Genomic DNA, 23295 nt, shown 5'->3' with positions numbered 1-23295 from the left:
ATGATTACGTTTGCTCTATATCTAAGTGCAATTAATGATAATGTTTTATAGGCATGTTTCTTATTGGGTTGCCCGCTGCGGTAACGCCGTCCCGCCGCCGTTTGCTGAAGCACTGGTGAGGGCTAACCTGCCGGAACTTTGTAGAGAACACGAAGCCGCTGCCTGATATAATGTCATCAAGCCAAGTTTCTATGTGGCTCTCTGGTAAGTACCATTCATCATTAAGGCGGTAAAATATGAATATTGATTATCTGCTGGTTGGATGTTGGCGAAACGGAGACGTTGTTCGGACTTCGCCGGACGCAGGCTTCGTTTTACCTAAGTCTTTAGTATTTAATCCAGCCCACGATGACGCCCCTCAATACTCAGAGCGAACTTTAAAAGTACATGTCATGAATCACTTAGGTAAGAGCTATGCAGTAGCGTTAGGAGAGGGATCGCATGGGATGGTTAGCCAAGATGATATCGGAAAACTTATTGAGCGATCAAAGGTTCACCCCCTTCCCGAGGCAGTGAATAGTTAGATTAAAATGACCTTTGATTTTCCATAATCAAACCGCCATAATTCCCGCGTCAGCCTGAACAACTGACAACTTGATGCGCCACGGAGAGAAACCATGGCGCACGAATTACAACTCATCAAGCAGTCCTCAGGAATCCTGATCCCCGCGACGCCGGAGACCAGCGATATTCTGCAATCAAAAATCAAACTCGGCGCCGTGCTGGTGGCCGAGTTCCGGCAGGTGAGGAATCCCGCATTCCATCGCCGTTTCTTCGCGTTACTCAATCTCGGTTTCGAATACTGGGAGCCTACTGGCGGGGCGATCTCCTCCAACGAGCGCAAACTGGTAACCGGCTACGCCAAATTCCTTGCCTCATTCGCGGGAAGTGAAGCCGCACTCCTGGATGCTGCCGAGCAATATCTCGACCGTATCGCTGATAAGCGAGCCGGTAGCATTAGCATCTGCAAATCCTATGACGCATACCGTGCATGGGTGATCATCGAGTCTGGCCACTACGACGCCATACAGCTTCCCGATGGCACCCTTCGCAAACACCCCCGCAGTATCGCCTTCGCCAACATGGACGAAACCGAGTTCCAGCAGCTGTACAAAGCCGCGCTCGATGTTCTGTGGCGCTGGGTATTGTCCCGGGCATTTAAAGACCAGCGTGAAGCGGAAAACGCCGCATCGCAGCTCATGAGCTTTGCGGGGTGATGGCGATGAAATATTCCTGGTTTCACCATCACGAGTGCACAACCGAGCAGGCCGACGAACTGGTGGCCAGTTACCGCCGCCGTGGCGCCACGGTAGAACGTAGCCTGAATCGCGACAACATCACCTGGACTGTCAGCGTGCAGCTGCCGGAAAGCGAGAAAGCACCGTGCCCGAGTAAGGTCTGGCAAAACAGGGCGTGGGGGTGAGCATGGCTAAGCTACCGCGCCGTAAGTGCGCCAACAAAGAATGCCGCCAGTGGTTTCACCCGGTGCGTGATACGCAGACTGTCTGCGGTTATGAGTGCGCCAGCGCTGTCGGCAAAGAGCAGACCAGAAAAGCCCGTGAAGACGCTAAGCGCAAAGAGTCCGCCAAACAGCGCGCTACTGAGAAGAAAGAGCGAGCCGCCTGGCGCCAGCGTAAAGCTGCGGTTAAGCCGCTGAAGCACTGGGAAGATTTAACGCAGCGTGTAGTCAATGACTATATTCGCGAGCGTGACCATGATTTGCCATGCATCAGTTGTGGGACGTTCGACACCGTCCAGTGGGAAGCCGGGCATTACCGCTCACGTGGGAAAGCGTCACATCTCCGCTATCACGAAGACAATATCCGTAAACAGTGCCACCACTGTAACGTTCAGCTGTCGGGCAATCAGCAGCAGTACCGCCTTGGCCTTATAGAGAAAATTGGAGCTGAACGCGTTGAGGCGCTCGAAAACAATAACACCCCGCACCGATACACCATCGAAGAACTCGAAGCCATCAGAAAGCATTACAGCGCGCTGAGGCGACAACTCGTCAAAGCAAGGGAGGCCGCATGACATTCGAATCCTACTTTGCCGATCACCTCCGCGTTCGTTGGCAACGATTGCGCTTATATCACTTTCCCGGCTCTGTGCTGACGGACTACCGAATACTGAAGAATTACGTGAAAACTTATGCTGGAGAAACACGATGAACCTCGAATCAATCGCAAAATACTTTGCACCGAAGTCCCCGATGTTCAGTGACTCCTCGCGGGCAACAGCTACAGACAATCTCACTGGTACTGATGTGATGGCCGCGCTTGGCCTCGTTAATGCTAAGTGCGGATTTGGTTTCGATCTTTACCTGGCAAAAATTGGCATCAGCAGCCCGGAGCGGGCAATGGAGGCTCTATATGGTTCAGCCGTTGAGATATCACGACATTTCAGACCAGTTACTGAACTCGATGAAGGATTACGCCAACGAGTTCTCGAAATACTGTGCGCTTTTGCTTATCAGGATTACGCCCGTAGTGCGGCAAGCGTTCGCAAATGCGACTGTTGCGATGGGGACGGCTTTACCGAGGCAGATATTTTCACAAATAAAGTTCAGTACCCGGATGGGAAACCGCCTAAATGGGCAAAAATCACGAAGGGGGTTTGCCCGTCCTATTGGGAGGAATGGAAGTCGGTACGGGAGACTGCGCGCGTTTTATGCTCAGCCTGTAACGGAAAAGGTGTTATCAGCAATGCGTGTCGCTGCCATGGGAAAGGGAAGGTACTGGACAAGAAAGAAACGGAGATGCAGGGCGTGCCGGTTATGAAAGTTTGTGAGCGCTGCACAGGCAGAGGTTATGCCCGGCTTAAATTCTCTAATGTGCTGGAGGGTGTACGCACCGAGTGGGATGTGAAGAAAACCACGGCTTATGACCACATCCAGCCATTATTCGAATTATTGGTAGAAGAGTGTCACCGGCAGGAGGGATATGCAGACAGTGCATTGAAATCAGTTACTCAATAGTGATTTTTTCTATGGAAGGTAAATTTTAGAGAAAATAGATATTGTAGTTTACGGAATTTTCGTCTAGTATCGGCTCTAACGCTGGGAATCCGTTCAATCGTTTCGACCAGCAATAAAATATTCAAGCCCTGCGGTTAACTCCGTGGGGCTTTTGCGTTTCTGGAGGTAACGGCGAGGCGCTACCCTCGCCTTAACATTAAGGGAGGGTTTTCATTACGTTATCAATCTCCCTTCCTTCAAATCTTGAAGTCCAGCCGCAGGAGCCGCAATGGTACGGAAAATCATCGAACCCGCTTCCGACTTGTTTAAGACAGTTGGGACAATAAACCGCGCTGATATACCCACCCGCGGGATTTTTTCTAAAGGCCGCACCCATGTGCTCGACAAACTCATCCTTTGCCCGGTAAGCCGCTACTTCCTTCGCAAGTTCTACGCATTTGGCCTTCGCCTCGGCAAGTTCTTCTATGGTGGCAGCATGGGCTTTTTGAAGTACGTCGATCTGCTCTCCAATGAAAGCGATGCGCTCGCGCAGGACCTCGTTACTTTGCACAGCAGAAAGCGCGCCGATCCCGTTTTTAAGGGACGCGATAAGTAATCCTACATCCATGGTCATTCCCTAATTGTCTGTGGAATGACCAATTTAGCAATTTCCTTTGTCTGTGGAAAGCAGGGAAACCACGTGCCGGGCGTGGATAAATATCCCGGTATTGAATCGACTGTTGGCTGCCGCTTGGCGGCCTTTTTCTATTTCAGGCTCCCGGAACCCCCATCAGGTGCTTTGTCGTTAAGCGTCCGGGAGCCTGAACCTTTCAAAATGGAAAATCTATGTCCGAACCACTATCCGGCAGCGCTACGGCGCATGCAGCGGTTACGACTGCCACATTTGCCGGATTCTGGGCAAACACTGAGGCTGGCGTAATCCTTGGGGCGCTGGCCGGGGCGCTTATCTACGTTCTCACGTCTCACAACCTCAGCATCATCGAGCGATGCATGTACGGCATTGCAGCCTTTATCTCCGGCATCCTGGCTGCGCCACTGGCAACCCGCGTTATCAACACCATCGTCGGGCAATATCTGCCTGGTACCGATGGCGCGGGTATCCCTGAGTCTCTCGGCGCGATGGTGTCAGCAGCAACGGCGATCACTATTGTTCTCGCCCTCAAAAAGCGCGCTGAGAAAAAGGCGGCTGAGGAGGGGCAATGATTACTCCATTCATACTGCTTCAAATGCATGCACTTATCGCGCTGATGGCAGGTCTGGCTATTGCAGGCTTCAGTCGGGGTGGCCGCACGCATAAATGGTACTTCTCGCTGCTGGCCTACGTGCTGGCGCTCTCTTTCTTCTCGATCCCCATTCGTATCTGGATTGGCGATTATCCGGTCGTCGACCGTTCTGAGCTGGTGGTCAATATCGGGTTTCTGGTTGTGATGATCCTCTCCCGGGGGAATATCACCGGCAAAAGGAGTTAGGTAATGCAGGCAATCAACGCACAGCGCACCGCGTTCCTGAACATGCTGGCCTGGTCGGAAGGCACCGACAAGCCAGGGCAGCCGACGCGTAACCGGGGTTATGACGTAATAGTGGGCGGCTCTCTCTTTTCCGGCTATGCCGATCACCCGCGAAAATTAATCGACCTACCGCGCTTAAAGATTAAATCCACCGCCGCTGGCCGCTATCAGTTACTGGCGCGTTACTGGGATGCGTATCGTAAACAACTTGGCCTGAAGGATTTCTCTCCGACCAGCCAGGATGCGGTGGCGCTGCAGCAGATTAAAGAACGACGCGCGCTGCAGCTCATTGACGACGGCTATATCCGGCAGGCCATTGATCGCTGCAGCAACATCTGGGCATCACTGCCCGGCGCTGGTTACGGTCAGCACGAACACAAGGTTGAAAACCTCCTGAAGAAATTCAAAGAGGCTGGTGGATTTATTGCGGAGCCGAAGCAATGACGAAACTGAAAGCTATTCTGGCGTTTGTCGTGACAGCTGGACTGCTCATTCTCGGTGCTTTCGGTCTGGGCAGCATGCGTGGTCGCGAAAAGGCGGAAACCAAAGCGGATAAACAGCGCACCGACGATAACGCCGCAGCCACCAAAGCAGCTGCAGAACGCCGCGTTGAAGTAACGAAGGAGGCCAGCAATGTACAGCAGACAGTTAGCCATATGCCTGATGACGATGTTGATCGCGAGCTGCGCGCAAACTGGACCCGCAAAGGTTGAGGTCATCGATACAGGATGTGACTGGGTGAGCGCGATTCGCCTTACTGAGCACGACATCGAAGTGATGGACCGCCAGACGAAGCGCGACATCCTGGCGCATAACAAATCGTGGCAGGCGAACTGCAAACAACCAACCGATAGCAGTTTATTAACTCGGTGATTAAGTGCTAAGTTGTGGCTATTTTAGATTAAAAAATAATCAATCGTGGTATGATAGACCTCATTCTTAGAGGGGTTAAAAATATGTCATTCTTCGATTACGCACTTAAACGCGTTGAAGCGGCGACCAAAACAACAGTGGCTTGCCCGATATGCGGCCATAACTCGAACCACCCGTCCACAAAAGTACGGCAAGAACTACCGTTGCTCTGCCCTCAATGCAAATCACTGTTTGTCATTCACAGATAACATGCGACCTGCTGAATATAACCGCCTACGGGCGGTTTTTTATTGCCATCACTATGGGCAGACCCATCGTAATGGCTGTAGCGGATAAATCGTAAATATACCCTGTAGGGGATAAGCGGAGTTACCAATGGCAATTTGCAAGCTGTTAGTCGAACTCAAAGCCAAATGGTGGTTGCCGGTTTATATCAAAACGCTGACCCTGTTCTGCATGCTGATGCAGCGCGAGCCTGATTACGAAAAGGTGGCTGCGTTCATCGTGAAGCATGGCATGACCCAGAAAGTGACGGTAGAGCCCACAGGATCAACAATGGAGTGATGAATGAGCAAACCGGACTGGGGCGTGCTTCAGCAACGGTTCCTGTCCGATCATGCCGTAACCGGCGTATCACCAAAAGACTGGTGTGAAGCGCAGGGACTGAATTACACATCTGCGCGGCGCTACATCAAAAAGCCAACTGCGCAAAAAACTGCGCAAAAGAAAGTGCGCAATGCGCAGACTGAACAAGCCCCTACCACTGCGCAGTATGAGCAATCCCCAACTGATGCGCAGACCGATATACCGAAAAGTGCGCAACCCTTCAACCTGCGCAATTACGGCCTTAACGATATGCAGATCAGGTTTGTCGAAGAGTATCTTCTCGATCTGAACAGGACCGCTGCATACAAGCGGGCTGGCTACAAAGGCGAAGGTAATACGGCTTACGTTAACGCCTCTCGATTGCTAAGGAATGCTAAGGTCAGCCAGGCAATTCGTGACGCGCTGGATGAACGTTCGCGAAGAGTGAAAGTTACACAAGACGAAGTGTTGAAATGGTGGTGGGACATTGCGACGGCAGACGCTACTCAACTGACCGAGCATCACCGCGGCTGTTGCCGATACTGCTGGGGGCTCGGATTTAACTACCAGTGGCGCGATGCAGTTGAGTTTGAAGAGGCGGAAGAAAAGGTTAAGGGGAAGGAAGGTGCCATACAGCCTAAGGATACGGGCGGCTACGGCTACGACGGCACACTGGACCCGAACCCGGATTGCCCCCGCTGCAATGGCGTTGGTCTGAGCCGTCCTGTTTTCCACGATACGCGAGATTTGAAGGGCGCAGAACGCCGTCTTTTTGCCGGGATTAAAGAGGGCAAATTTGGCCTTGAAATGATCACTCGCAATCAGGATGAGGCTATGAAGATGGTCGCACAGCACCTCGGAATGCTGAAAACCAAAACTGAGTTAAGTGGCCCGAATGGTGAGCCCATACAGCACAGCCACTCTGTAAGTGCGGAGGATCTCACTGATGAGCAACTCGCCGCAATTATCGGCGGTAAGTAAACAGGCAGCAGCCAGGGAACTACTCAAGCGGCGCAGTGCCCGAGCAAGCCTCCACGACTTCATTCAGTACATAAACCCCGAATACATCACCAGCAAGTTCTCTCAGACGGTTTGCGACGAGCTGGATCAATTCCTGCTGGATATGATGAACGGGCTGCGCCCGATACTTATTCTCGGCGCGCCGCCGCAGCATGGTAAATCGGATATTGTCTCTCGTTATTTGCCAGCGTATTTCTTCGGCAAGTACCCTGAAATGCGCGTAGGTGCGCTGTCGTACTCTGCTGACCTTGCCGGGGACATGAACGCCGACGTTCAGCGCATTATGTCTACGCCTGAATACCGCAACATATTTCCTGACGCCTGGCTGGGCAATAAACCCGACGATGGTGTTGCCGTCAAGCGTAACACTGACGAATTCGGTATAGCCAACCATAAGGGAACGTATGTTTGTGCTGGCGTAGGCGGTCCGTTAACAGGTAAGAAAATCGATCTCGGTATCATCGATGACCCGATAAAAAACTCCAAAGAGGCGCTGTCCCCGACTACCAAAAAATCGATCTGGAACTGGTACGTATCCACGTTCAAAACGCGTCTGTCCAAAAACAGTGGCGAAATCATCATGGCGACCCGCTGGGCGACAGATGACCTGTCCGGTCGAGTGGTGGAGAAAACCCCGAAAGCTAAAGTGCTGGCGTTCCCCGCCATCAACGAACGGGGCGAAGCGCTGGTGCCAGACCTGCACCCGATCGACAAGCTGTTAGAGACAAAAGCTATCCTGGGGGATTACTTCTGGTCCGCGATGTATCAGCAGTCACCGAAGCAGGCTGGCGGCTCAATCTTCAAAGATGAGTGGATCAAGTATTACCTCCCGAAAGACTTGCCGGCCACCTTCGACATCGTCGTCCACAGCTGGGATATGACGTTCAAAGACAGTGAGGGCACCGACTACGTTGTCGGTCAGGTCTGGGGCAAAAAGGGAGCAAACGCCTATCTGCTTCACCAGGTCAGGGCGCGCATGAGCTTTACAGCAACGCTCAAAGCCGTTAAGCGCATGGCTGACGAATACCCCAAAGGCTTACGCAAGCTGGTGGAGGACAAAGCCAATGGCCCGGCGGTTATTGACTCACTGAAAAGCACTGTTGCAGGGCTGGTACCCGTCGAACCGGACGGTAGCAAAGTAGCTCGTGCGCATGCGATTACCGCCGTATGGGAAGCGGGTAACGTTTTCCTACCTCACAAAGATATTGCCCCTTGGATCACCGAGACGGTCGAGGAAATCACCACCTTCCCGGTCGGCGCGAACGATGACGTTGTCGATGCAATGACGCAGGGATTACGCGATTTGTATCAGAGAAAAACACTCAGCCCACTGGACATCATGTAATGACGAAAAAAAATATCGTTGGTCGTCTGAATGATGGCCTGGTTAGCTTAATGACTTCACTCGGCGAGAAGATCGGCGCGGTGCGGTATAGCAGCAGTAAGCCCGATGTGCCGGATAAAGAACTGCTCGCGATGTATAAAAAATCGTGGGTGGTGAAAAAGTACATCAACAAAACCGCCGACGACATGCTGAAGTTGCCCCGTAAATTTTCGGGCGACGTCGATAGCTCTATAACCAAGCGCATCGCTGACGCTGAAAAAGAACTGAAATTGAATGCAGTCTTTCACAGCGCGCTGGGGTGGGCCTCCCTGCTGGGCGATTCGCTAATCGTGGCTATCACAGATTGTGCTGATGACCAGATCGCCCTGCCGCTCAATTTGCAGAGCGAAGATATCGTTAAATTCCTGGTGTTCCGTAAAGGGGAGTACACGCCGGACAGTAATGTCATTACCGACATACGTTCGGACTGTTTCGGTGAGCCGCTAACGTATCAACTTGACGTCGGGACGAAGCAACTCAGGTTTCATCATTCCCGCTGCTGCCGGACAAAGCTGGGCAATCACAGCATTAAGGATCGCGCAAAGTTTGGTACGTCAGACCTTCAGGCGCCCTATGAGCACATCAAAACCTTCGACACTGCAATCCTCAGCACCGGCGACACCATACAGGAGGCAAACGTCGATGTGCTGTTTATCCCCGGCATGAATAACCAGATCGCAGCTGGTCAGGAAGGGCAGGTTCGCGAGTATGCCAGGGTGATGAAGGACACCAAATCTTCAACCGGGATGTTATTGATTGATGCTGGTGATACACAGGCACAGGGGCGCTATGAGCAGAAAAACGCGCAATTTACCGGGCTGTCGGATGTGATTAGCAAAATGGCGATTGTACTGGCCGGTGCGCTGGACAGGCCCATAACGGTTCTGTTTGGTGAGTCTGCCAGCGGGTTCAGCAGCGGCGAGGAAGACAATAAATCCTATTACGAGACGATTAACGGACTGCAGGAGTCCCGGCTTCGTCCAATGCAGGATTTCGCCGACCAGTTCACGCTGGATAAACTCGCCATTACGGAAAGCCTTACCTACGAATATCCGACAATCGACAGCATCAACGAGGCAGACGAAGCTAACCGGTTTAGCCAGTATGCGACGGGCTTCAATACGCTGGTAACGTCGTCAATTCTGACGGAAGAGGTTGCCATCAGGGAGATGGTAAACCGCGGCGTGCTGAAGACTGTTACCGAATCTGAAATCAAGGCGATAGTCAGCGCCGGGGCGAATGCTGGCTTCCGAGGGGATTATGGAATTAAAACTGCTTCTTGAGCGTAAGCAGGGACGTTTGAAACCGCGTCGTCGGCGAATGCGTCCACCGACCGCCAGTAAGCGAGCAGAGGTATGGTATCGGGACAGGTTGACGGATTTTATCGACAGCATGGTCCAGGCGTTTATTGACGAGTTGGGTAAGCCTGTGCTTGTCGATGCCCCTGATAGCACACCTCTCTCGATTACGACGCGTCTTGCCGCTGTCATGCAGCGCCTGGCGAGCATTTCCATCAAGGAAGTCGCCGCCCGACTCTCTGCCGGATTCGTTACGCGGGCAAACCTGCAGAACAAAGAGCAGACGCAGCGCACGTTCTCTCAGGCTTTTGGGATTGATCTGACCGGGATGCTCGGCGATGGCGCGATAAAACCAGAAATGGAGAAGGCGGTTAATGACAACGTTGACCTGATCACCTCCATCCATACCGACTTTATCCACGATATCGGCGCGGCGGTTTTCGAGAACATGAAAGACGGCGGCCGACATGAAAACCTCATTGACCTGATTAAGGAGCGTGGGGAGGTCACCCGCAATCGTGCAAGGTTCATCGCTCGCGACCAGACCTCGAAACTGAACGCAGATTTGACTGAAGCGCGCAATGTGGCTCTTGGTCTTGACCTGTATGAGTGGGGCGGCACTGGCGATGAACGGGAGCGCGACAGTCATTCCGCGTTAAACGGCATGCTCTGTAAATACTCCGATCCGACGGTCTACTCAGACGACGGCGGCAAAACGTGGAAGAAACGCTCAACCATCGGGGCATTCATCGGTAAACCCGGCGAGGATTACCAATGCCGATGTCTGGCCCTCCCTTACGTCTCATGGGATTAATCAATGAAGTGGAAACGAACACCGCAGGGGTACGTGATTACCACTGCGACGATCACCCGCGCCGGGCCGATTGAGTATTACGGTCACGAACTGGGATTAACTGGCAGCGATGCCAACAAAAAAATCACCGTAGTTCGCACCCTCGACGAACTATCAAAACCCGAAACTCTCGCTTCATTCAATGGCCTCCCGTTCACCATAACTCACCCAGACGACGGGGAAGTCACCGCAGCAGACCACAAAGACAAAGCATCCGGTCATATCGCCAATACCCGTATCGAGGGTGGTGAGGTGGTTTGCGACGTTTATCTGACTGATGCCGCAGCAATAGAGACGCTCGAGGAGACGGGGATACGTGAGGTTTCAGTGGGGTATGAGCCTGCGGAGCTGGTGGAGCGTGGCGGGAAATTTTACCACATCAATATTCGCGGCAATCACGTTGCGGGTGTTGCAGAGGGGCGCTACGGGCGTCAATGCAAGCTAAACGACAAAAAAGGTAAGCCGATGTTCAAAACATTAACTGACGCCCTGAGTTTCCTGAAGGGCAAAAAACTGAAAGATGCAGAAGGTGCCGCACTGACTGCTGACGAACTGGTCGGCATGATTGCCGCGCTGGAAAAGGCCCTGGCAGATCTTCAGGGGCAGGGTACTGAAGAAGCGGCAGCGCAGGCACAACAGGTGCTGGCACAGCTTGCTGAGCTTAAGTCTCAACTGGAAGGGATGACACCAGCCGGGCCAGCGGATGCGGACGGGGAAGGTGCTGATGCCGACAAGGACGCGAAGATCACCTCGCTGGAAACCGAGAACGCCGACCTGAAAGCGAAGGTGAAGGAACTGGAAGAGGAGCTGGAAACGCTGAAAGCGGGCAGCGAAACGGAATCCACGCTGAACGATGCTAAGTCCCGCTTCCCGAAAGTCAATTTCAACGATGCCAAATCAGCCCGCGATGTTCGCGCTGCTGTGCTGGTCAGTACTCGCGCATTCAACGACGCCCAGGTTAAAGCCATGACCGACAGCGAAGTTCGCGCGGCATACGCGGCCATTCAGGCCACATCAAAACCACGCAGCGAGATCGGCAGTCACCTGCTGAACGACAATGCAGCAAAAACTACGAAAACCGCTAACCAGCGCCTCGGGGGTAAATAATCATGGCATTCGGATTCATTGACTGGGACGGTGCCGACGGCACCATTAAACCCGGCTCGATCAAACGCGCTTCAAGCTCTAACGACAAAGTATGGGGCGAAGAGAACCTGACGGATACACCACTGGCCTACGGTACTTTCGTGGCCGTTAACCCACTGGGCGGAGTAATGCCCCTGGCGGCTGATACCCGCATTCACGGCATTGTCGTTCGCGATATCTACGGTGAAGCGTCACCAGCTAACAAGCAGGCAAACATCGGTCACTTCTCTCACGGTGACTGCGTGGGCGCCCTGACCGTAGATGCAGCAGACTTTGCTCGCGGCGACACCGCTTACATCATCCCTGCCGGGGCAGATGCTGGCAAGGTTACCAATGTGGCAATCGGCAATATTGATTTGGGTTACTGGGTTGAGGATGTAAGCGCAGGTAATAACTGCGTGGCGATCACCCTGGGTTACGTACAGAAAACGGCAGCAGGAGTATAACCAATGCCAATGGAAGCCGCAGATTTTGAAAACGTACTGCAAGAGGCGCTAACTGAGCGCGATATGCAGTTGCAGGAAAAAGAGTTGCCGGAAATTAACATCGGTGAAGCATTGCCGGTTAAAGAAGGGTTGGACTTCGCTCTGGAGTACGTTGATTTCGGCGTATCTAAAGTTGTCGGCTCTGTAAAAGACGGCATTATCGGTAATAAAACCAACAGCCTGAAAACTATCGATAGCGATATCGAATGGATGAAAGCGCCTGTTGGGCTGTGGGCAAAGGCCGCCACCTGGACGCAGCAGGAACTGGAGAAGATCGCCCGCCTGAACATCAACCTGCAATCCAAAAAGCAGGATGACCTGTACGCAAACGCCCTGGCAACGATTCAGTATGCTGGATACGTGGGGCATGGCGGAGTGAAGGGGCAAGAAGGGTTATTGACTGGCTCTGCTGTTCAGTTGATTACCGATCCAGCCAACAAGACCATTACTGATATGACGTCAGATGAATTCGTTAAGCTGGTGCTGGATGCTTACAACGTGGCGTGGCGCAAGTCCAGTTATCGCATCCAGCCAACGCACATCGCAATGGATGCCAGCGACTTCATGCTTGCTATGCAGAAGTTCGACCCAACGCCAGTAATCGTAGGCACTGACCTGCTTCCTATCGCTGCGATGGATCGGATTATGGCTGCACTGCGTAAGGCGTCAGGTAACGAATCGTTCAGCATCACGTTTGTTAAGGTGCCAAGCAATTACGCTGTCGGCATCAAGGCGGGAAAAACGCGTCTGGCGGTTTACACCTACGAGGCTGATTACCTTGAAATGGAAGTTCATATGCCAGAGCTTCTGGCTGTGCGCTCCCGCGACCTGTTGACCTATGAGTGTGGCTATCGTTCTGCCTTCGGTGGTGCGATGTGGAAACAGCCGCAGTCCGCGGTGTATGTGGATTACAAATCCTCTCCGGCAGAGTAATCACAGGGGGTAGCATGGATTTCACCGTTCGTTACCCCGAGTTCGCCAGTGTTGCCCCTGCTCGAATAGAAGGGGCGCTACAGGATGCAGCAAACCAGATGAGCCGCAAAGTATGGAACAAGCTCTATGAGCAAGGGCTTCATGCTTTAGCGGCACATCTTCTTTATGCCTCAGGTGCGTTAACCCCTTCCGGAAATTCCAGCGGCAAAACTGCCCAGTCAATAACCAGTCGTTCAGTGGCTGGATTGTCTTTAGGGTATTCCGCCCCGGATGCCGGGTTTGGTGCAAATCACGATGGTTGCCGCGCGCCAATCAAATCGCGACACATTGACAAATAACATTGGATCGCCTGTGTGATCGTGATTTATATGTCAGCCGCTGGAAATTTTTTGTACAGAGTAGAAATTCCAACATCATAGATGATTGCTACCCGCTGCCGCGTTTCCCCTGCGGCCAATAGTCTTCCAGCCTGCGCCCATTGCTCAGGCGTCAACTTTGGTCTTCGTCCACCTATTCGTCCTTTTGCCCTTGCAACAGCCAATCCAGCTCGTGTTCGCTCTATTATGTTTTCCCTTTCCATCTCGGCTGCTGCGCTCAGCATCGTATAAGCGAAGCGCCCAATTGAGGTGCTAATTCTTATCCCCTCTGTAACGGAGATAAATTCAATGTTGTTCTCACGGAAATAACGTAGCAAATCCACAAGATGGATTAGAGAACGACCTAACCTATCTAACTTCCAGACAACAACGGTGTCCCCAGGGCGTAACTTCTTCATCATCTTGTCCAGACCAGGTCTTTTCGATTTCGCACCGGATATTTTATCCTCAAATATCTGGTCGCAATCTAACCTGTTAAGCGCGTCAAGTTGTAATTCAAGGTTCTGGTCATTTGTTGATACCCGTACATATCCAATCAGTATAGAAAATCACCCCACCTGTAAACGCATTATTGGCCCGCATTGTATCGAGCAACGTCATTTCTGGCTGTACTGCAGAAAATGGCCAACATAGTCAGAAGTGGTGGTGTGTTCCGGAAAACGTTGGTTTGAAAGAAGCCGCAAAACGGGACGTGGGCACTGGCGCGAACCAGATACCGGATATGTCAGCGTTTGACGCTCAGTTAGCCCTAAGTGGCTACGCAAAAGAGCCTTCTGGTTTAATCCGGCAATGGGTTGGAGGCAATACAGGCGGAATGGTAGCAGGTGAGACAAAAGTGATTGAACTTCCTTTCCCGTTCCCCTCTGGCATTCTTGCAGTAGTGCCTTATACGGGCGCACTGGCTCCCGGTTTTACTGCTAGCGTGGGGATTAAATGGAGCGGGAAAAACCAGATCACGCTTTATAACTCATCAATGACAACAGCAATTGCCGATTATGGATTTATCGCATACGGGAAATAAAACTATGGATAAAACATTTAATTACGCTTATAGCCCGAAAAGTAATCTATTTTATCCTGTTGCTTTGCAGGCGGATTATGAAAAGGCATCGTCATGGCCTGCCGATCCTGTTGGTGTAAGTGACGAAATGTACTTTGAATATTCAGGAATACCGCCAGAGGGGAAAATAAGACGTTCCGATGCTAACGGTATGCCATGCTGGATTGACGCGCCCTCAAAGAGCAAAGAGGAACTCATTGCCGAAGCAGAAAAAGCCCGACAGGTGCTTATCGCTCAGGCCAACGAGTTTATTAGCGGAAAACAGTGGCCCGGAAAAGCGGCAATAGGTCGGCTGAAAGGTGATGAGCTGGCACAGTACAATCTGTGGCTGGATTATCTGGACGCACTGGAAGCTGTAGGCACGATCAGAGCACCAGATATCAAATGGCCTACACCTCCGGCTTCGGTGGAAAGGTAATGCCAGGCGCGGTACTGGTATCGACTTTCGTCAGCTTGTATCGGTACCGCTGCCATTCTGCCAGCCGTGACACATCAGCATCGTCGATGTAGCCTCCAGCCTGAGCATCTGCCAGCGGGGCGATAATCGCCGTCGCCTCCGCCAGCAACGTAGTTTTCTGCTGTTCCGCTTCTGCCACATCTGCAGCGTGCTGCGCTTTTGAGTCCGTCATCCACTGGCTACCGTTCCACTTATCGTATGGTGTGGACGGGGCCAGCGTGGTGGTATCTTCCGGATACGCCCCCGGCACGGTGATGACGATTTGTTCACCTGTCTTTGTACTGTATACCGTCTCGCCCCGATGATCGGCTACATACTCCCAGACTTTGCCACCTGCTGCCCTGCAAATGGCAAAACCCTTTTTGATTTTGCCTGGCGCATCAACGCATGAATTGGCGGGAATCCCCACCCCCAAGGGCAAAAACTCAACCGATGAGGAAAGATATTCTCTGGTTTCGCCATCGTAGTTAAATACGGTGATTTCACCAGCCACGATGGCAATTAGTTCGCTGTTTAATTGTGCCTGAGACATTATGCGGCCCTCACGATGTAGTTAAATGCAATATTGCGTGGGCGAGACTCACCACCACCGCTCGCAGCCGTTGACAGGTCTGAAATGGCCCCCGTCCAACCATTAACTGGCCTCGAATACAGATCATTCAGACCTGTATAATATGTTTTGGCAAAACGGCTTCTATCTGTTGATACATCCCCGCCCGGGTTGCCCCCATAAGCAGCGGTTTCATCATGACTATGTGAAAGGTTCTGGCTACCTTGCGCAAAAAGTAAAGTACGCCCAGCATCTACACCGCGCCCATCATCCCAGCCACGGATAAACTCACCGCGCAAATCAGGCAGGATAAACGTAGGGTAAGCCTGCGCCAGCTTAGGATATTGAGCCGCGGTAAAAGCCGCACCATTGCACTTGAGCCACCCTGCTGGCGGCGTTGCTGACGGCCACGGAACAGGAACACCAACCGGTAACGCGGAGCCTTCCCCTAAACCAAGGTTTGAGAGAGCCGTCGCGATTGCTGCCGCACCATCAGCTTTAATGTCGCCAAATGGATTGGAGCGACTCAGAAACAGTTTTTTGAGAGCGGCCAGAATCTGCGTGTTGTCCATTTTGTCAGGATCAAGCCCAGCGGACCTGAGAATATTAAGCAGCTCACTTTGAATGGTATTAAACCAGTCCGGGCCGGGGTACGTCGGAGGAACTCCATTACCACCTTCAGTAAAGAAAAGCTCTGTCTCACTGGTGACAGGAGACGGTTGTGGCATAACCGGAATACCGGTCGAATTATCTACGTGATACATCAGTTATCTCCTGAAGAATAAAAATATTCGTATGCTGTGCCGCCCAGACGGTATTTCGTCAGCACACACTCCAGTTCTCTTGCCCGTTCGCTCAGAAGCGGTGTCATGACGTTATCGATACAGGTAAAACGTCCGCCGCTGATACCAATCACATCAATCTTTAACGTCCAGCGATAACGGGCTGAATAAAGGGGATGCATGCAGCTACGCATGCAGTGGTGAGGGAGAATGACAGTAACCCGTATAGTAAATCCAAGCGCAGCAGCCACCGCTTCAATCTGCCACGGGGAAAGGCCACCTTTGCGGTGATACTTCTCCACGACAGCACGACGCCGGTCTTCTACAGTACCGCTTAGCTGCCCACACTCCGGCAGTTCAAGGTATTCCTCCCATTCTTCCAGCAGCATAAATGTTGTTTCTGGCCGCATCTCTGGTAGCAGGTTTTCTGCATCAAATTCCGTCTGACTTAAACGTCTGGCTAACGCCCGTAAAAAACGGTTTAAATCACCATCCTCATCGCGTGACCACGCTTTGCCACGTGGCATGACCTGCCATAAAGCGCCCAGCCATTCATCTACACTGTGGGCCATGTCAGCACTCCGATAGTGATAAGTTCATTCTGTGCACATGGAATGTCAGCGGTCAGATTCAGCGAGTAATCCGTCACGCCAGATGCGGTGCCGATAGCAGTACGAATCGCTGAAATGGGCAGCGTTTGTCCTGGTTGCAGCGTCTTCTGAAGCGTCAACAGGCGGGACTGGACAGCTTTACGCGTGGCCGGCGTATCCGGTGTTATGCCAATAATCATATTGACGGGACGGAGCACCAGTTCCACGGGCCAGACTTCTATTCCTCCAGGTTTACCAACCCATACGCCAGTCGCCGGGTCGGTATGACGGAAAAGGTAATCTTCCATATTTTTCCGGTCCTGATATCCGGGGGTAATCACTGAACGATCGTCATAAACCCATGCCAGTCCGATTGTGCAGGGGCCATGCCAGGCATCAAATGCCCACGCCCGACTGACACCAGCCATTTCTCGCGCCCAGATGACATAGTCATGCACAGCCCCACCAACGGGGGGATTGCGTTTACGGAATAAAAGCCGGTCAAGCAATTCAGGAACTGGCTCAATATCCGCACCACCGATGATGCCCCCCGTACCCGTTAAACCAATACTTTCCACGCCGGGAACGGGGGACAGCAAGGTCAGGCTTTCACCTTCCGGAAGGTTTCCTGACGCGCCGGCATCGCTGGCCTGAATGGTTACAGTCATGACCCCATCTACAGGAACGCCGGAAGTCGTCACGGCATAAACAATACCGGTAGCGGTTTGCATCTCCATATCTTCCGGAAGCGGTGTATTCCCTTTAAATACCGCTGGCCCCGTAGCAAACGTGGCCTGTTTTCTGATGACGCCTTCGCTGGCCGCAGTCTCAATGATGGTTTCATCATCAGATTTAACAGACGGAATAATCTGGTCTTTAATCCAGCTCTGATGGTCGTATAAATCACGAATCTGATTGCTGAATGAGGTATTTAGAGCTTTCTCAACGCCTACTGGCGGAAGTTTTTGCAGCCCCAGTTCAAAGGCAATATCTTTTTCGCCGTCAGTAATAAGCTTGCGCAGCGCGGGAACGTTATAAGGCATTAGCAGTGGACTCCCAGCGTTTACTTATTTCAATCCGGAGCGTCGTTTTATCCGGGCGGGTTAGAATGACAATAAAATTAATTCGGTCATTGCCGCTTATAGTGGCTGTGACTGCTGCATTACGCGCATAACCAGAACGTAAAAGCGGTTGCATAGAAAGCAGTGCATAATCTTCCACCCGCATTCTGACGGATTCCGTCAGCTTCTCGCGATCCAGCAACCAGAGTTTCGATCCCCACGGATAATCACTAAATGTGTCGCCGGGCCAGCCTCTCGGGTCCGATGAGTTATCAGGAATAATGTCATCAGTATCAGCACGGACGTCGGTGAAAAGACAAATCAGAACCAAAGTGACCAGTCCTTCATCACGCGATAAACCATCATGGTTAATTGTCAGTTCACCTCTGGATAGCTGATTATTCCAGCTGATACCAATTGTCATTTCATCTCCGATGTTTTTTTGCTATCCCCGTCAATATGGAAATGCTCAAGAACAGATTTACCGGCGACCTGAATATCCTTTGAAAATACAGATGGGCCGTTAACTTTTAATAATTTTGTATTTATCGCAAACAATTCGCTGGCATCGTAATTAACCGATTTCCCTTTAACTTCGATAAGACCACCTTTTTTCAGGGTGATATAAGACTGACCATCGCCGTGATATAACCTGACCTCTCCATCCTCCAGACCTTTTGGACGGCAGCGCTTGTCTTCTACAGCGATTGCCACCAGACCTTCCCGGCGTCCCCCCACAGCCAGAATGAGTGCTTCTGAACCGACTGGCGGCACAGACGTCAGGCCGTAATTCTGGAAACGTTCAACATCATCATTGGTGGAATCCGCCAGAGACTGAATTTGAAGGTTCTGACGCCCGAGACTGTCTGTAACGATACGAACAACGGCCCTGTCAACGAGCAGCCGTAGCCGGCGTCCAATACCTTCAAGTGTGCGACCGATATTTGCCGGATTCAGTCCCATGTTGCCACCGTTTTTGCCTTTGATTTATTGCCTTTCTTGCCTGCTTTTTTCGTACTGGTTTCAGGCATATCCATCGACTCAGGGGGAACCAGCGTCAGAACGCAGAGACGTCCGTTATCACCTTCAGTAAACGTGACGGTTTTAATCAGCCATGAGTCCTTCAGGTTCTGTATCGGGTCATCAATATCAACGAGCCTGTTTTTCTGCCATAACGGACCTTCATCGCCATTCTCGCGCCATCCTGCCAGTGTAATTTCGGTGCTGTTGGCTTCGCCCATCATCCGCGCTTTGTACCATTCACCGCGTGTACTTGCGCCGCCGACGGTCAGGCTGTCTTCATTGACCAGGATTTTCGGGCGGTAACGGTTGATATCACCGTCATCAACGATGGTCTGACGTCCTCCAATCACTTTGACAGGCTGATCATCCCACGTACTCCCACCCGCACTGGATGTGCCTTTCACGATGTACTGGCTGTTTCGCTCACGCCAACTGAACCGGCCACGGGCTGCAAGAATATTGGTCCCGAAAATCAGAGGAACGCCGGCACGCTTTGTTGATGCACGGGTGATGATCAGATTACCCAGACCATCAGCAGTCAGCAGAACGCCGCGTTGTTTAGCCAGGCGGTCAAGAAGATCGAAGGCGGTCTCTCCCTGTTCAAGCACCACGCTACCGAAGGTTTCACCAGTGTCAGTTTCACTGATAACACTGATGCCATAGGGTTTGCAGATTTCCACTGCCAGTTGCTCCAGTCGAACACCTTTCCACTGGCCGGATTTATGCACCACTGAGCTGTCAACGAGATCGCCGGTTTTATCCCGCCCCATAACGCGAATACTCATGTTTTCTGCGTCATAGCTGGGAATGAAATCATCGATATACCCCGTCAGAACCGTATCTTTTCCCAGCCTGACGATGCAGGGCATGCCCTGCTTAATCACGCGCGGTGAAGCTTCTGACCATTGCGTGGTGACAGTGAGATCAAATTCGCCGGCAACAGCCTCCAGTGAGGAAGTGATGGACATCTCTGTCCATCCGTCCCACTGCTGGCCGTCAACCTCAAGCACAACCATTTCCATCAATCTGTTACCTCGACAGGTTTACCCGGAAGAATGAAAGCCGGGTCTTTCAATCGGTTCCTTGAGGCGATGGCATCACGGTTCTCGGTATTACCGGTTTCACGCCATGCAATAAGGGATACCGGGGATGTTGTGGTCAGGATGACCGTTCGTGTCTGTGGTAGCTGAGCGCTCCTGACCCGCACGTCATTGACGACGGCAAAGCGCAGCTCACGCAGGGCATGCCACAAATCCCGCTGACCGTTTTCTACGGCGTACACAGCCTGTTCATTCAGTTGCTCAGCCAGCGTGTCACCCGAACTTATGGCTTCCTCACTGCTTCTGAACTCAGTGCTGGCAACGGTCTCTGCCTGTCCAATCAGGCTGGCAACGACAATCAACTGACGGAAATGAGTGATGTTGTCCTGCATGGCATCGGTCAGCTCAGGGACAACGTCCGGAAGGCTGCTGGCAAAACCATACTTTCCGTCAGTCACTGAACCTGGTGTGACTGACATATATTTGGGCAACTGGTGAAGTGCAGCGGCTGTCGCGCGGTCACTTGTATTTGTTGGTGAAACCGGCGACGGCCACGGCGAAGAAGATGAGCCGGAAAACTGATCTCCCTGCCATCGGTTGCGGAGTTGATCATAAACCCGCATTGACCACAGAGGTTCAGTTACGGTCTCACGGACACCGCTGATAAGGTCCACAACATCATTGATAAACCCGGCTGGTTTCGCGACAGCCAGCTCAATCAACCCACGAAAACGCCCTAAACGGTCAGTCCATTCAGTAATCGCAGAGGGCAGCGTCAACACACCCACCACCAGATTCTCCATGTCGTCCATCCACGTATCGGCCATTTCGCCAAGACCATCAAGCAGGGCAAAGACATCGCCATTCGCCAGCGCAGCTTTGACCTTATCCGCAGCGCTGAGTACCGTCAGACTGGTATTTTCTGCCGGTGCTGGAAACAGACGTTCGCCCGCTTCAGATACCTCAAAAGAGATGTAGGCAATGCCGCCTTCCTCAGTGCTCAGACGGTGTGTTACCTTGCCAACCTGAACCTTCTGAATGCCGAACCACGGATGGATAAGTTCGCCGGGTCCCGGTGTGTTCAGTGCGCGGAGAAGTGCCTCCAGTTGGCTCTGGTAGTTCTTTCCAATCAGCTTGCCGTTGATTTGCTGTTGGGTCAGAACGGCACCGTTATCTTCGGTCCAGCCCACTTCTTTTTTGGGGTAGGCGCGGGGAATTGCCCGACGGCCACTGGTGCCTTCGTTATCGACCAGATAGAAGGAGACGCCCCGGAACGAAGCATCGCGCAGGTCTTCCCATCGGGTAGCAACCATCAGCCTTGCTCCACGCTGGACACGCCAGCAGACGCACTAAGTTTGATACCCGGCTGGTTCATAGTGACGCTTTTAACACGGCCACCGCCCCCTTCAAGGATCACGCGGATTTCGCCCTGCATTTTCTGTAGGGTTGTGGGTAATGCAGGTGGCTGAACAGGTTTATCAAACGCGTTTTTGTTTTCAATTGCGGCGTTGGTGCCACGCAGAAAATCAACGATGACACCAAACAAAGAATGGTCACTCGTTTCAGGGCGCGACCTCTCTGCCGGGGAATTTTCAGACGCAGGGATAAACGGCGTTGCCGGTGTCATCGATGCCCACGGGCGTGGGTCAATAACCGGTTTCTCATTCGCTTTGCGTTTAGCACGATCCTTTGCCCACTGAACCATGCCAGCTTTGTCATCACTGCTCAGTGATGGTTCTTCATAAAGATATGGAATAGTTGACGCCAGCATGGTCAGGCCGACCATTCCCTGTGGGCTGCCAAGACGTCTGGGACTATTAGGTTTCCGGGGATTTTTTCCATCAGGTCCATCGGGGATTAAATCACCAGGACCACCCATCCCACCTTTGCCCATGTTCACAACATAAACGGGCATAACTCCGGAACCAAAAACATCGGAGACGCCTTTAGGGATACCTTTTCCGCCTTTCTCTGGCTGGAGAAAATCCCATGCACCTTTACCGATTTTAAATGCTTTGCGTGCTGCAATGACTCCGGCAGTCGCAATGGCAATTTTCTTGCCGACTTCAAGCCAGTTCTGAACCGTCTTTTGATCTACTGAATTGATGGCATCAGCCAGTTCCTGTACCGGTCCGGCAAGATTGCTGTTAGAAAATTTCTTCCAGGTAACATTCAGGCTGGTCAGCGCCGAAGTAAAATCTTTCGCCGCATATTCAGCATCTTTCATGATGCCTGTACCGTCTCCGACAACTGACTGGTATCGCTTGAGGTTTTCCGCGCCTTTACCAGAAGTGGCACTGCTGATAAGTAAAATACTGTCCTGGTTAAAACCGGCTTCCAGGAGTCTTTTATTCTGCTCTTTCGATCCTTTGCTACCAGATGATTTCGCTACTTCAGCCAGAATTTCTGGAAGAGAACGCATTTTTCCATCTTTGCCATATACGTTAATTCCTGCTTTCTTCTTGAGAGTGTCAACAACCTTTGGCAACTGCAGATCACGAATAAGGTTTTCAGTCGCCGTGGCTGCTGTATCACGGTTGCCTGTGGCATCAATGGCAGATTCCAGTACAACACCTACGTCTTTGACTCCTTTAACGCCACTCCCTCCAGCAGCGGAGTACATAGAGAAGGCTCTGACGCCTTTTTCTGCAATGTCTTTCAGCTCAAATGCGCCTTCTTTTCCCAGAAGGTTTAACGTGTCCATAGCTGCAAGCGTCTGCTTTTCAGTCTGAAGACCAAATTTGGGGAACTGAGAAAACAGCCCGCCAATCGAATCCCCCTGAGAGCCTGATGCAGCAATAGAAGCGGCTATCATGCCCTTATTCTGAATACCAAAATCCAGATCACCGGTCGTTTTGTTGACATTCTCCAGCGCCGCCAGCACCTCCGAGTCATCGACCCGGAATTTGATAGCGGTATCCTGAATACCATCAAAGATATTGCGCATCTCATCGCGAGTTTTACCGGCGGCAATACCCAGCCCGGTTAATTGTCGGTCTGTTTTAGCAAAATCCCTCAGCGCTGCGCCGCTGGCAAGGCCGGCAATCATCGTTGTATAGCGATTACTGAGCATATCCAGACCACGTCCGGCAGATTCAGACGCCGCCTTCACAACAGACATTGCTTTCTGGTTACGGCTGGCAAACTCGCTCATGTTAGCGCCGTACTGGCGGGCTTTGGCCGTCAGGTTCCCGGCAAGGTTAATCAGAATTTCAGTGCTTAGGCGGTTTGTCATATTGCTTCCTCAGTTGCCTGACCTGAATAAGCAACTGCCGCAGGGGCAGTTGCTCAAG

34 protein-coding genes are annotated in these 23295 nt (G+C 52.0%); 23 read left to right on the top strand and 11 right to left on the bottom strand.

What is annotated here, in order from left to right; all coding sequences use genetic code 11:
* Positions 1-236: 236 nt before the first annotated feature.
* The 6 genes from C2U43_RS14850 (at position 237) to C2U43_RS14825 (ending at position 2977) form a co-directional block, all read left to right on the top strand.
* On the top strand, positions 237-524 hold the full coding sequence (locus C2U43_RS14850) for a hypothetical protein (RefSeq protein WP_103285393.1): 288 nt from the start codon (positions 237-239) through the stop codon (positions 522-524).
* 93 nt (positions 525-617) lie between these two features.
* The gene (locus C2U43_RS14845; RefSeq protein WP_103285392.1) at positions 618-1217 is read left to right on the top strand and encodes a DUF1367 family protein; all 600 of its coding nucleotides are present in this window, start codon (positions 618-620) and stop codon (positions 1215-1217) included.
* Entirely contained in the window at positions 1217-1423 is a 207-nt protein-coding gene (locus C2U43_RS14840; RefSeq protein WP_103285391.1) for a hypothetical protein, read from the top strand. Before C2U43_RS14845 ends, C2U43_RS14840 begins: the two co-directional genes overlap by 1 nt.
* A 2-nt stretch (positions 1424-1425) precedes the next feature.
* Entirely contained in the window at positions 1426-2034 is a 609-nt protein-coding gene (locus C2U43_RS14835; RefSeq protein WP_060683712.1) for a recombination protein NinG, read from the top strand.
* Positions 2031-2171, top strand: coding sequence for a YlcG family protein (locus C2U43_RS14830; protein WP_001664172.1), 141 nt, complete (start codon positions 2031-2033; stop codon positions 2169-2171). Before C2U43_RS14835 ends, C2U43_RS14830 begins: the two co-directional genes overlap by 4 nt.
* Complete coding sequence (locus tag C2U43_RS14825; protein ID WP_060682531.1) at positions 2168-2977, top strand: antitermination protein Q; 810 nt, start codon at positions 2168-2170, stop codon at positions 2975-2977. The genes C2U43_RS14830 and C2U43_RS14825 overlap by 4 nt, the downstream gene beginning before the upstream one ends.
* Before the next feature lie 196 nt (positions 2978-3173).
* Here the strand turns inward: C2U43_RS14825 and C2U43_RS14820 are convergent, their stop codons facing one another.
* Positions 3174-3584, bottom strand: a complete 411-nt coding sequence (locus C2U43_RS14820; protein WP_060683741.1) for a hypothetical protein — start codon at positions 3582-3584, stop codon at positions 3174-3176.
* A 218-nt stretch (positions 3585-3802) separates the two neighbouring features.
* On the opposite strand from C2U43_RS14820, the gene C2U43_RS14815 reads away from it, so the two are divergent.
* The 15 genes from C2U43_RS14815 to C2U43_RS14750 all read left to right on the top strand — a co-directional run bounded on the left by C2U43_RS14815 (position 3803) and on the right by C2U43_RS14750 (position 13400).
* Positions 3803-4180 carry a putative holin gene (locus C2U43_RS14815; protein ID WP_103285390.1) on the top strand — a complete coding sequence of 126 codons (378 nt, stop codon included), beginning with the start codon at positions 3803-3805 and terminating at the stop codon, positions 4178-4180.
* Positions 4177-4446: a phage holin family protein gene (locus tag C2U43_RS14810; RefSeq protein WP_103285389.1), complete on the top strand. Its 270-nt coding sequence runs from the start codon at positions 4177-4179 to the stop codon at positions 4444-4446. The genes C2U43_RS14815 and C2U43_RS14810 overlap by 4 nt, the downstream gene beginning before the upstream one ends.
* 3 nt (positions 4447-4449) lie before the next feature.
* Positions 4450-4929: a glycoside hydrolase family 24 protein gene (locus tag C2U43_RS14805; RefSeq protein ID WP_103285388.1), complete on the top strand. Its 480-nt coding sequence runs from the start codon at positions 4450-4452 to the stop codon at positions 4927-4929.
* Positions 4926-5198 (top strand): hypothetical protein, encoded by a 273-nt coding sequence (locus C2U43_RS14800; protein WP_103285387.1) that lies wholly within the window; start codon positions 4926-4928, stop codon positions 5196-5198. The genes C2U43_RS14805 and C2U43_RS14800 overlap by 4 nt, the downstream gene beginning before the upstream one ends.
* Positions 5155-5358, top strand: a complete 204-nt coding sequence (locus C2U43_RS29795; RefSeq protein ID WP_103285386.1) for a hypothetical protein — start codon at positions 5155-5157, stop codon at positions 5356-5358. The genes C2U43_RS14800 and C2U43_RS29795 overlap by 44 nt, the downstream gene beginning before the upstream one ends.
* A 50-nt stretch (positions 5359-5408) precedes the next feature.
* On the top strand, positions 5409-5606 hold the full coding sequence (locus C2U43_RS29790; protein WP_316340051.1) for a YnfU family zinc-binding protein: 198 nt from the start codon (positions 5409-5411) through the stop codon (positions 5604-5606).
* Between the two features lie 127 nt (positions 5607-5733).
* Positions 5734-5922 carry a hypothetical protein gene (locus tag C2U43_RS14790; RefSeq protein ID WP_103285385.1) on the top strand — a complete coding sequence of 63 codons (189 nt, stop codon included), beginning with the start codon at positions 5734-5736 and terminating at the stop codon, positions 5920-5922.
* A 3-nt stretch (positions 5923-5925) separates the two neighbouring features.
* Positions 5926-6924 (top strand): terminase small subunit, encoded by a 999-nt coding sequence (locus C2U43_RS14785; RefSeq protein ID WP_103285384.1) that lies wholly within the window; start codon positions 5926-5928, stop codon positions 6922-6924.
* Positions 6890-8308: a phage terminase large subunit gene (gene terL, locus C2U43_RS14780; RefSeq protein ID WP_103285383.1), complete on the top strand. Its 1419-nt coding sequence runs from the start codon at positions 6890-6892 to the stop codon at positions 8306-8308. The genes C2U43_RS14785 and terL overlap by 35 nt, the downstream gene beginning before the upstream one ends.
* A complete protein-coding gene (locus tag C2U43_RS14775) occupies positions 8308-9630 on the top strand; it encodes a phage portal protein (protein ID WP_103285382.1) in 1323 nt (440 codons plus the stop codon). The genes terL and C2U43_RS14775 overlap by 1 nt, the downstream gene beginning before the upstream one ends.
* Positions 9608-10459 (top strand): phage head morphogenesis protein, encoded by an 852-nt coding sequence (locus C2U43_RS14770; RefSeq protein WP_103285381.1) that lies wholly within the window; start codon positions 9608-9610, stop codon positions 10457-10459. Before C2U43_RS14775 ends, C2U43_RS14770 begins: the two co-directional genes overlap by 23 nt.
* Positions 10460-10462: 3 nt before the next feature.
* Positions 10463-11605, top strand: coding sequence for a DUF2213 domain-containing protein (locus C2U43_RS14765; protein WP_103285380.1), 1143 nt, complete (start codon positions 10463-10465; stop codon positions 11603-11605).
* Positions 11606-11607: 2 nt separating this feature from the next.
* Positions 11608-12090, top strand: a complete 483-nt coding sequence (locus tag C2U43_RS14760; RefSeq protein ID WP_103285379.1) for a structural cement protein Gp24 — start codon at positions 11608-11610, stop codon at positions 12088-12090.
* A gap of 3 nt (positions 12091-12093) precedes the next feature.
* On the top strand, positions 12094-13062 hold the full coding sequence (locus tag C2U43_RS14755) for a major capsid family protein (RefSeq protein WP_103285378.1): 969 nt from the start codon (positions 12094-12096) through the stop codon (positions 13060-13062).
* 14 nt (positions 13063-13076) lie between these two features.
* The gene (locus C2U43_RS14750) at positions 13077-13400 is read left to right on the top strand and encodes a DUF4054 domain-containing protein (protein WP_103285377.1); all 324 of its coding nucleotides are present in this window, start codon (positions 13077-13079) and stop codon (positions 13398-13400) included.
* Between the two features lie 26 nt (positions 13401-13426).
* Here C2U43_RS14750 and C2U43_RS14745 read toward each other — a convergent pair whose 3' ends face one another.
* Complete coding sequence (locus C2U43_RS14745; protein WP_044712083.1) at positions 13427-13981, bottom strand: recombinase family protein; 555 nt, start codon at positions 13979-13981, stop codon at positions 13427-13429.
* A 125-nt stretch (positions 13982-14106) separates the two neighbouring features.
* Between C2U43_RS14745 and C2U43_RS30070 the strand changes: the two genes are divergently transcribed.
* Together C2U43_RS30070 and C2U43_RS14735 are read left to right on the top strand one after the other, a co-directional pair.
* Complete coding sequence (locus C2U43_RS30070; RefSeq protein ID WP_199771084.1) at positions 14107-14460, top strand: gp53-like domain-containing protein; 354 nt, start codon at positions 14107-14109, stop codon at positions 14458-14460.
* Positions 14461-14464: 4 nt separating this feature from the next.
* Positions 14465-14917, top strand: coding sequence for a tail fiber assembly protein (locus C2U43_RS14735; protein WP_103285376.1), 453 nt, complete (start codon positions 14465-14467; stop codon positions 14915-14917).
* Here C2U43_RS14735 and C2U43_RS14730 read toward each other — a convergent pair.
* The 9 genes from C2U43_RS14730 to C2U43_RS14690 are packed head-to-tail and all read right to left on the bottom strand — an operon-like array spanning position 14889 to position 23237.
* Positions 14889-15488 (bottom strand): tail fiber assembly protein, encoded by a 600-nt coding sequence (locus C2U43_RS14730; RefSeq protein ID WP_071445145.1) that lies wholly within the window; start codon positions 15486-15488, stop codon positions 14889-14891. The genes C2U43_RS14735 and C2U43_RS14730 overlap by 29 nt on opposite strands.
* Positions 15488-16234, bottom strand: coding sequence for a phage tail protein (locus C2U43_RS14725; RefSeq protein ID WP_424953106.1), 747 nt, complete (start codon positions 16232-16234; stop codon positions 15488-15490). Before C2U43_RS14725 ends, C2U43_RS14730 begins: the two co-directional genes overlap by 1 nt.
* 35 nt (positions 16235-16269) lie before the next feature.
* Positions 16270-16860, bottom strand: a complete 591-nt coding sequence (locus C2U43_RS14720) for a putative phage tail protein (protein ID WP_044712085.1) — start codon at positions 16858-16860, stop codon at positions 16270-16272.
* Complete coding sequence (locus C2U43_RS14715; RefSeq protein ID WP_044712086.1) at positions 16845-17921, bottom strand: baseplate J/gp47 family protein; 1077 nt, start codon at positions 17919-17921, stop codon at positions 16845-16847. The genes C2U43_RS14720 and C2U43_RS14715 overlap by 16 nt, the downstream gene beginning before the upstream one ends.
* Positions 17911-18363, bottom strand: a complete 453-nt coding sequence (locus C2U43_RS14710; protein WP_016239591.1) for a phage GP46 family protein — start codon at positions 18361-18363, stop codon at positions 17911-17913. The genes C2U43_RS14715 and C2U43_RS14710 overlap by 11 nt, the downstream gene beginning before the upstream one ends.
* Positions 18360-18902 carry a phage baseplate assembly protein V gene (locus tag C2U43_RS14705; protein WP_044712092.1) on the bottom strand — a complete coding sequence of 181 codons (543 nt, stop codon included), beginning with the start codon at positions 18900-18902 and terminating at the stop codon, positions 18360-18362. The genes C2U43_RS14710 and C2U43_RS14705 overlap by 4 nt, the downstream gene beginning before the upstream one ends.
* Complete coding sequence (locus tag C2U43_RS14700) at positions 18893-19984, bottom strand: phage baseplate assembly protein (RefSeq protein WP_044712094.1); 1092 nt, start codon at positions 19982-19984, stop codon at positions 18893-18895. Before C2U43_RS14700 ends, C2U43_RS14705 begins: the two co-directional genes overlap by 10 nt.
* Positions 19984-21315: a DNA circularization protein gene (locus C2U43_RS14695; protein ID WP_044712096.1), complete on the bottom strand. Its 1332-nt coding sequence runs from the start codon at positions 21313-21315 to the stop codon at positions 19984-19986. The genes C2U43_RS14700 and C2U43_RS14695 overlap by 1 nt, the downstream gene beginning before the upstream one ends.
* The gene (locus C2U43_RS14690) at positions 21315-23237 is read right to left on the bottom strand and encodes a phage tail tape measure protein (RefSeq protein ID WP_044712098.1); all 1923 of its coding nucleotides are present in this window, start codon (positions 23235-23237) and stop codon (positions 21315-21317) included. The genes C2U43_RS14695 and C2U43_RS14690 overlap by 1 nt, the downstream gene beginning before the upstream one ends.
* Between the last annotated feature and the right edge of the window lie 58 nt (positions 23238-23295).

The organism is Citrobacter freundii complex sp. CFNIH9 (genome assembly GCF_002903305.1).
Taxonomy (GTDB): Bacteria; Pseudomonadota; Gammaproteobacteria; order Enterobacterales; family Enterobacteriaceae; genus Citrobacter; species Citrobacter portucalensis.
Note: the sequence above shows the minus strand (reverse complement) of the source record. Positions and strands in the feature narration are given on the sequence as shown.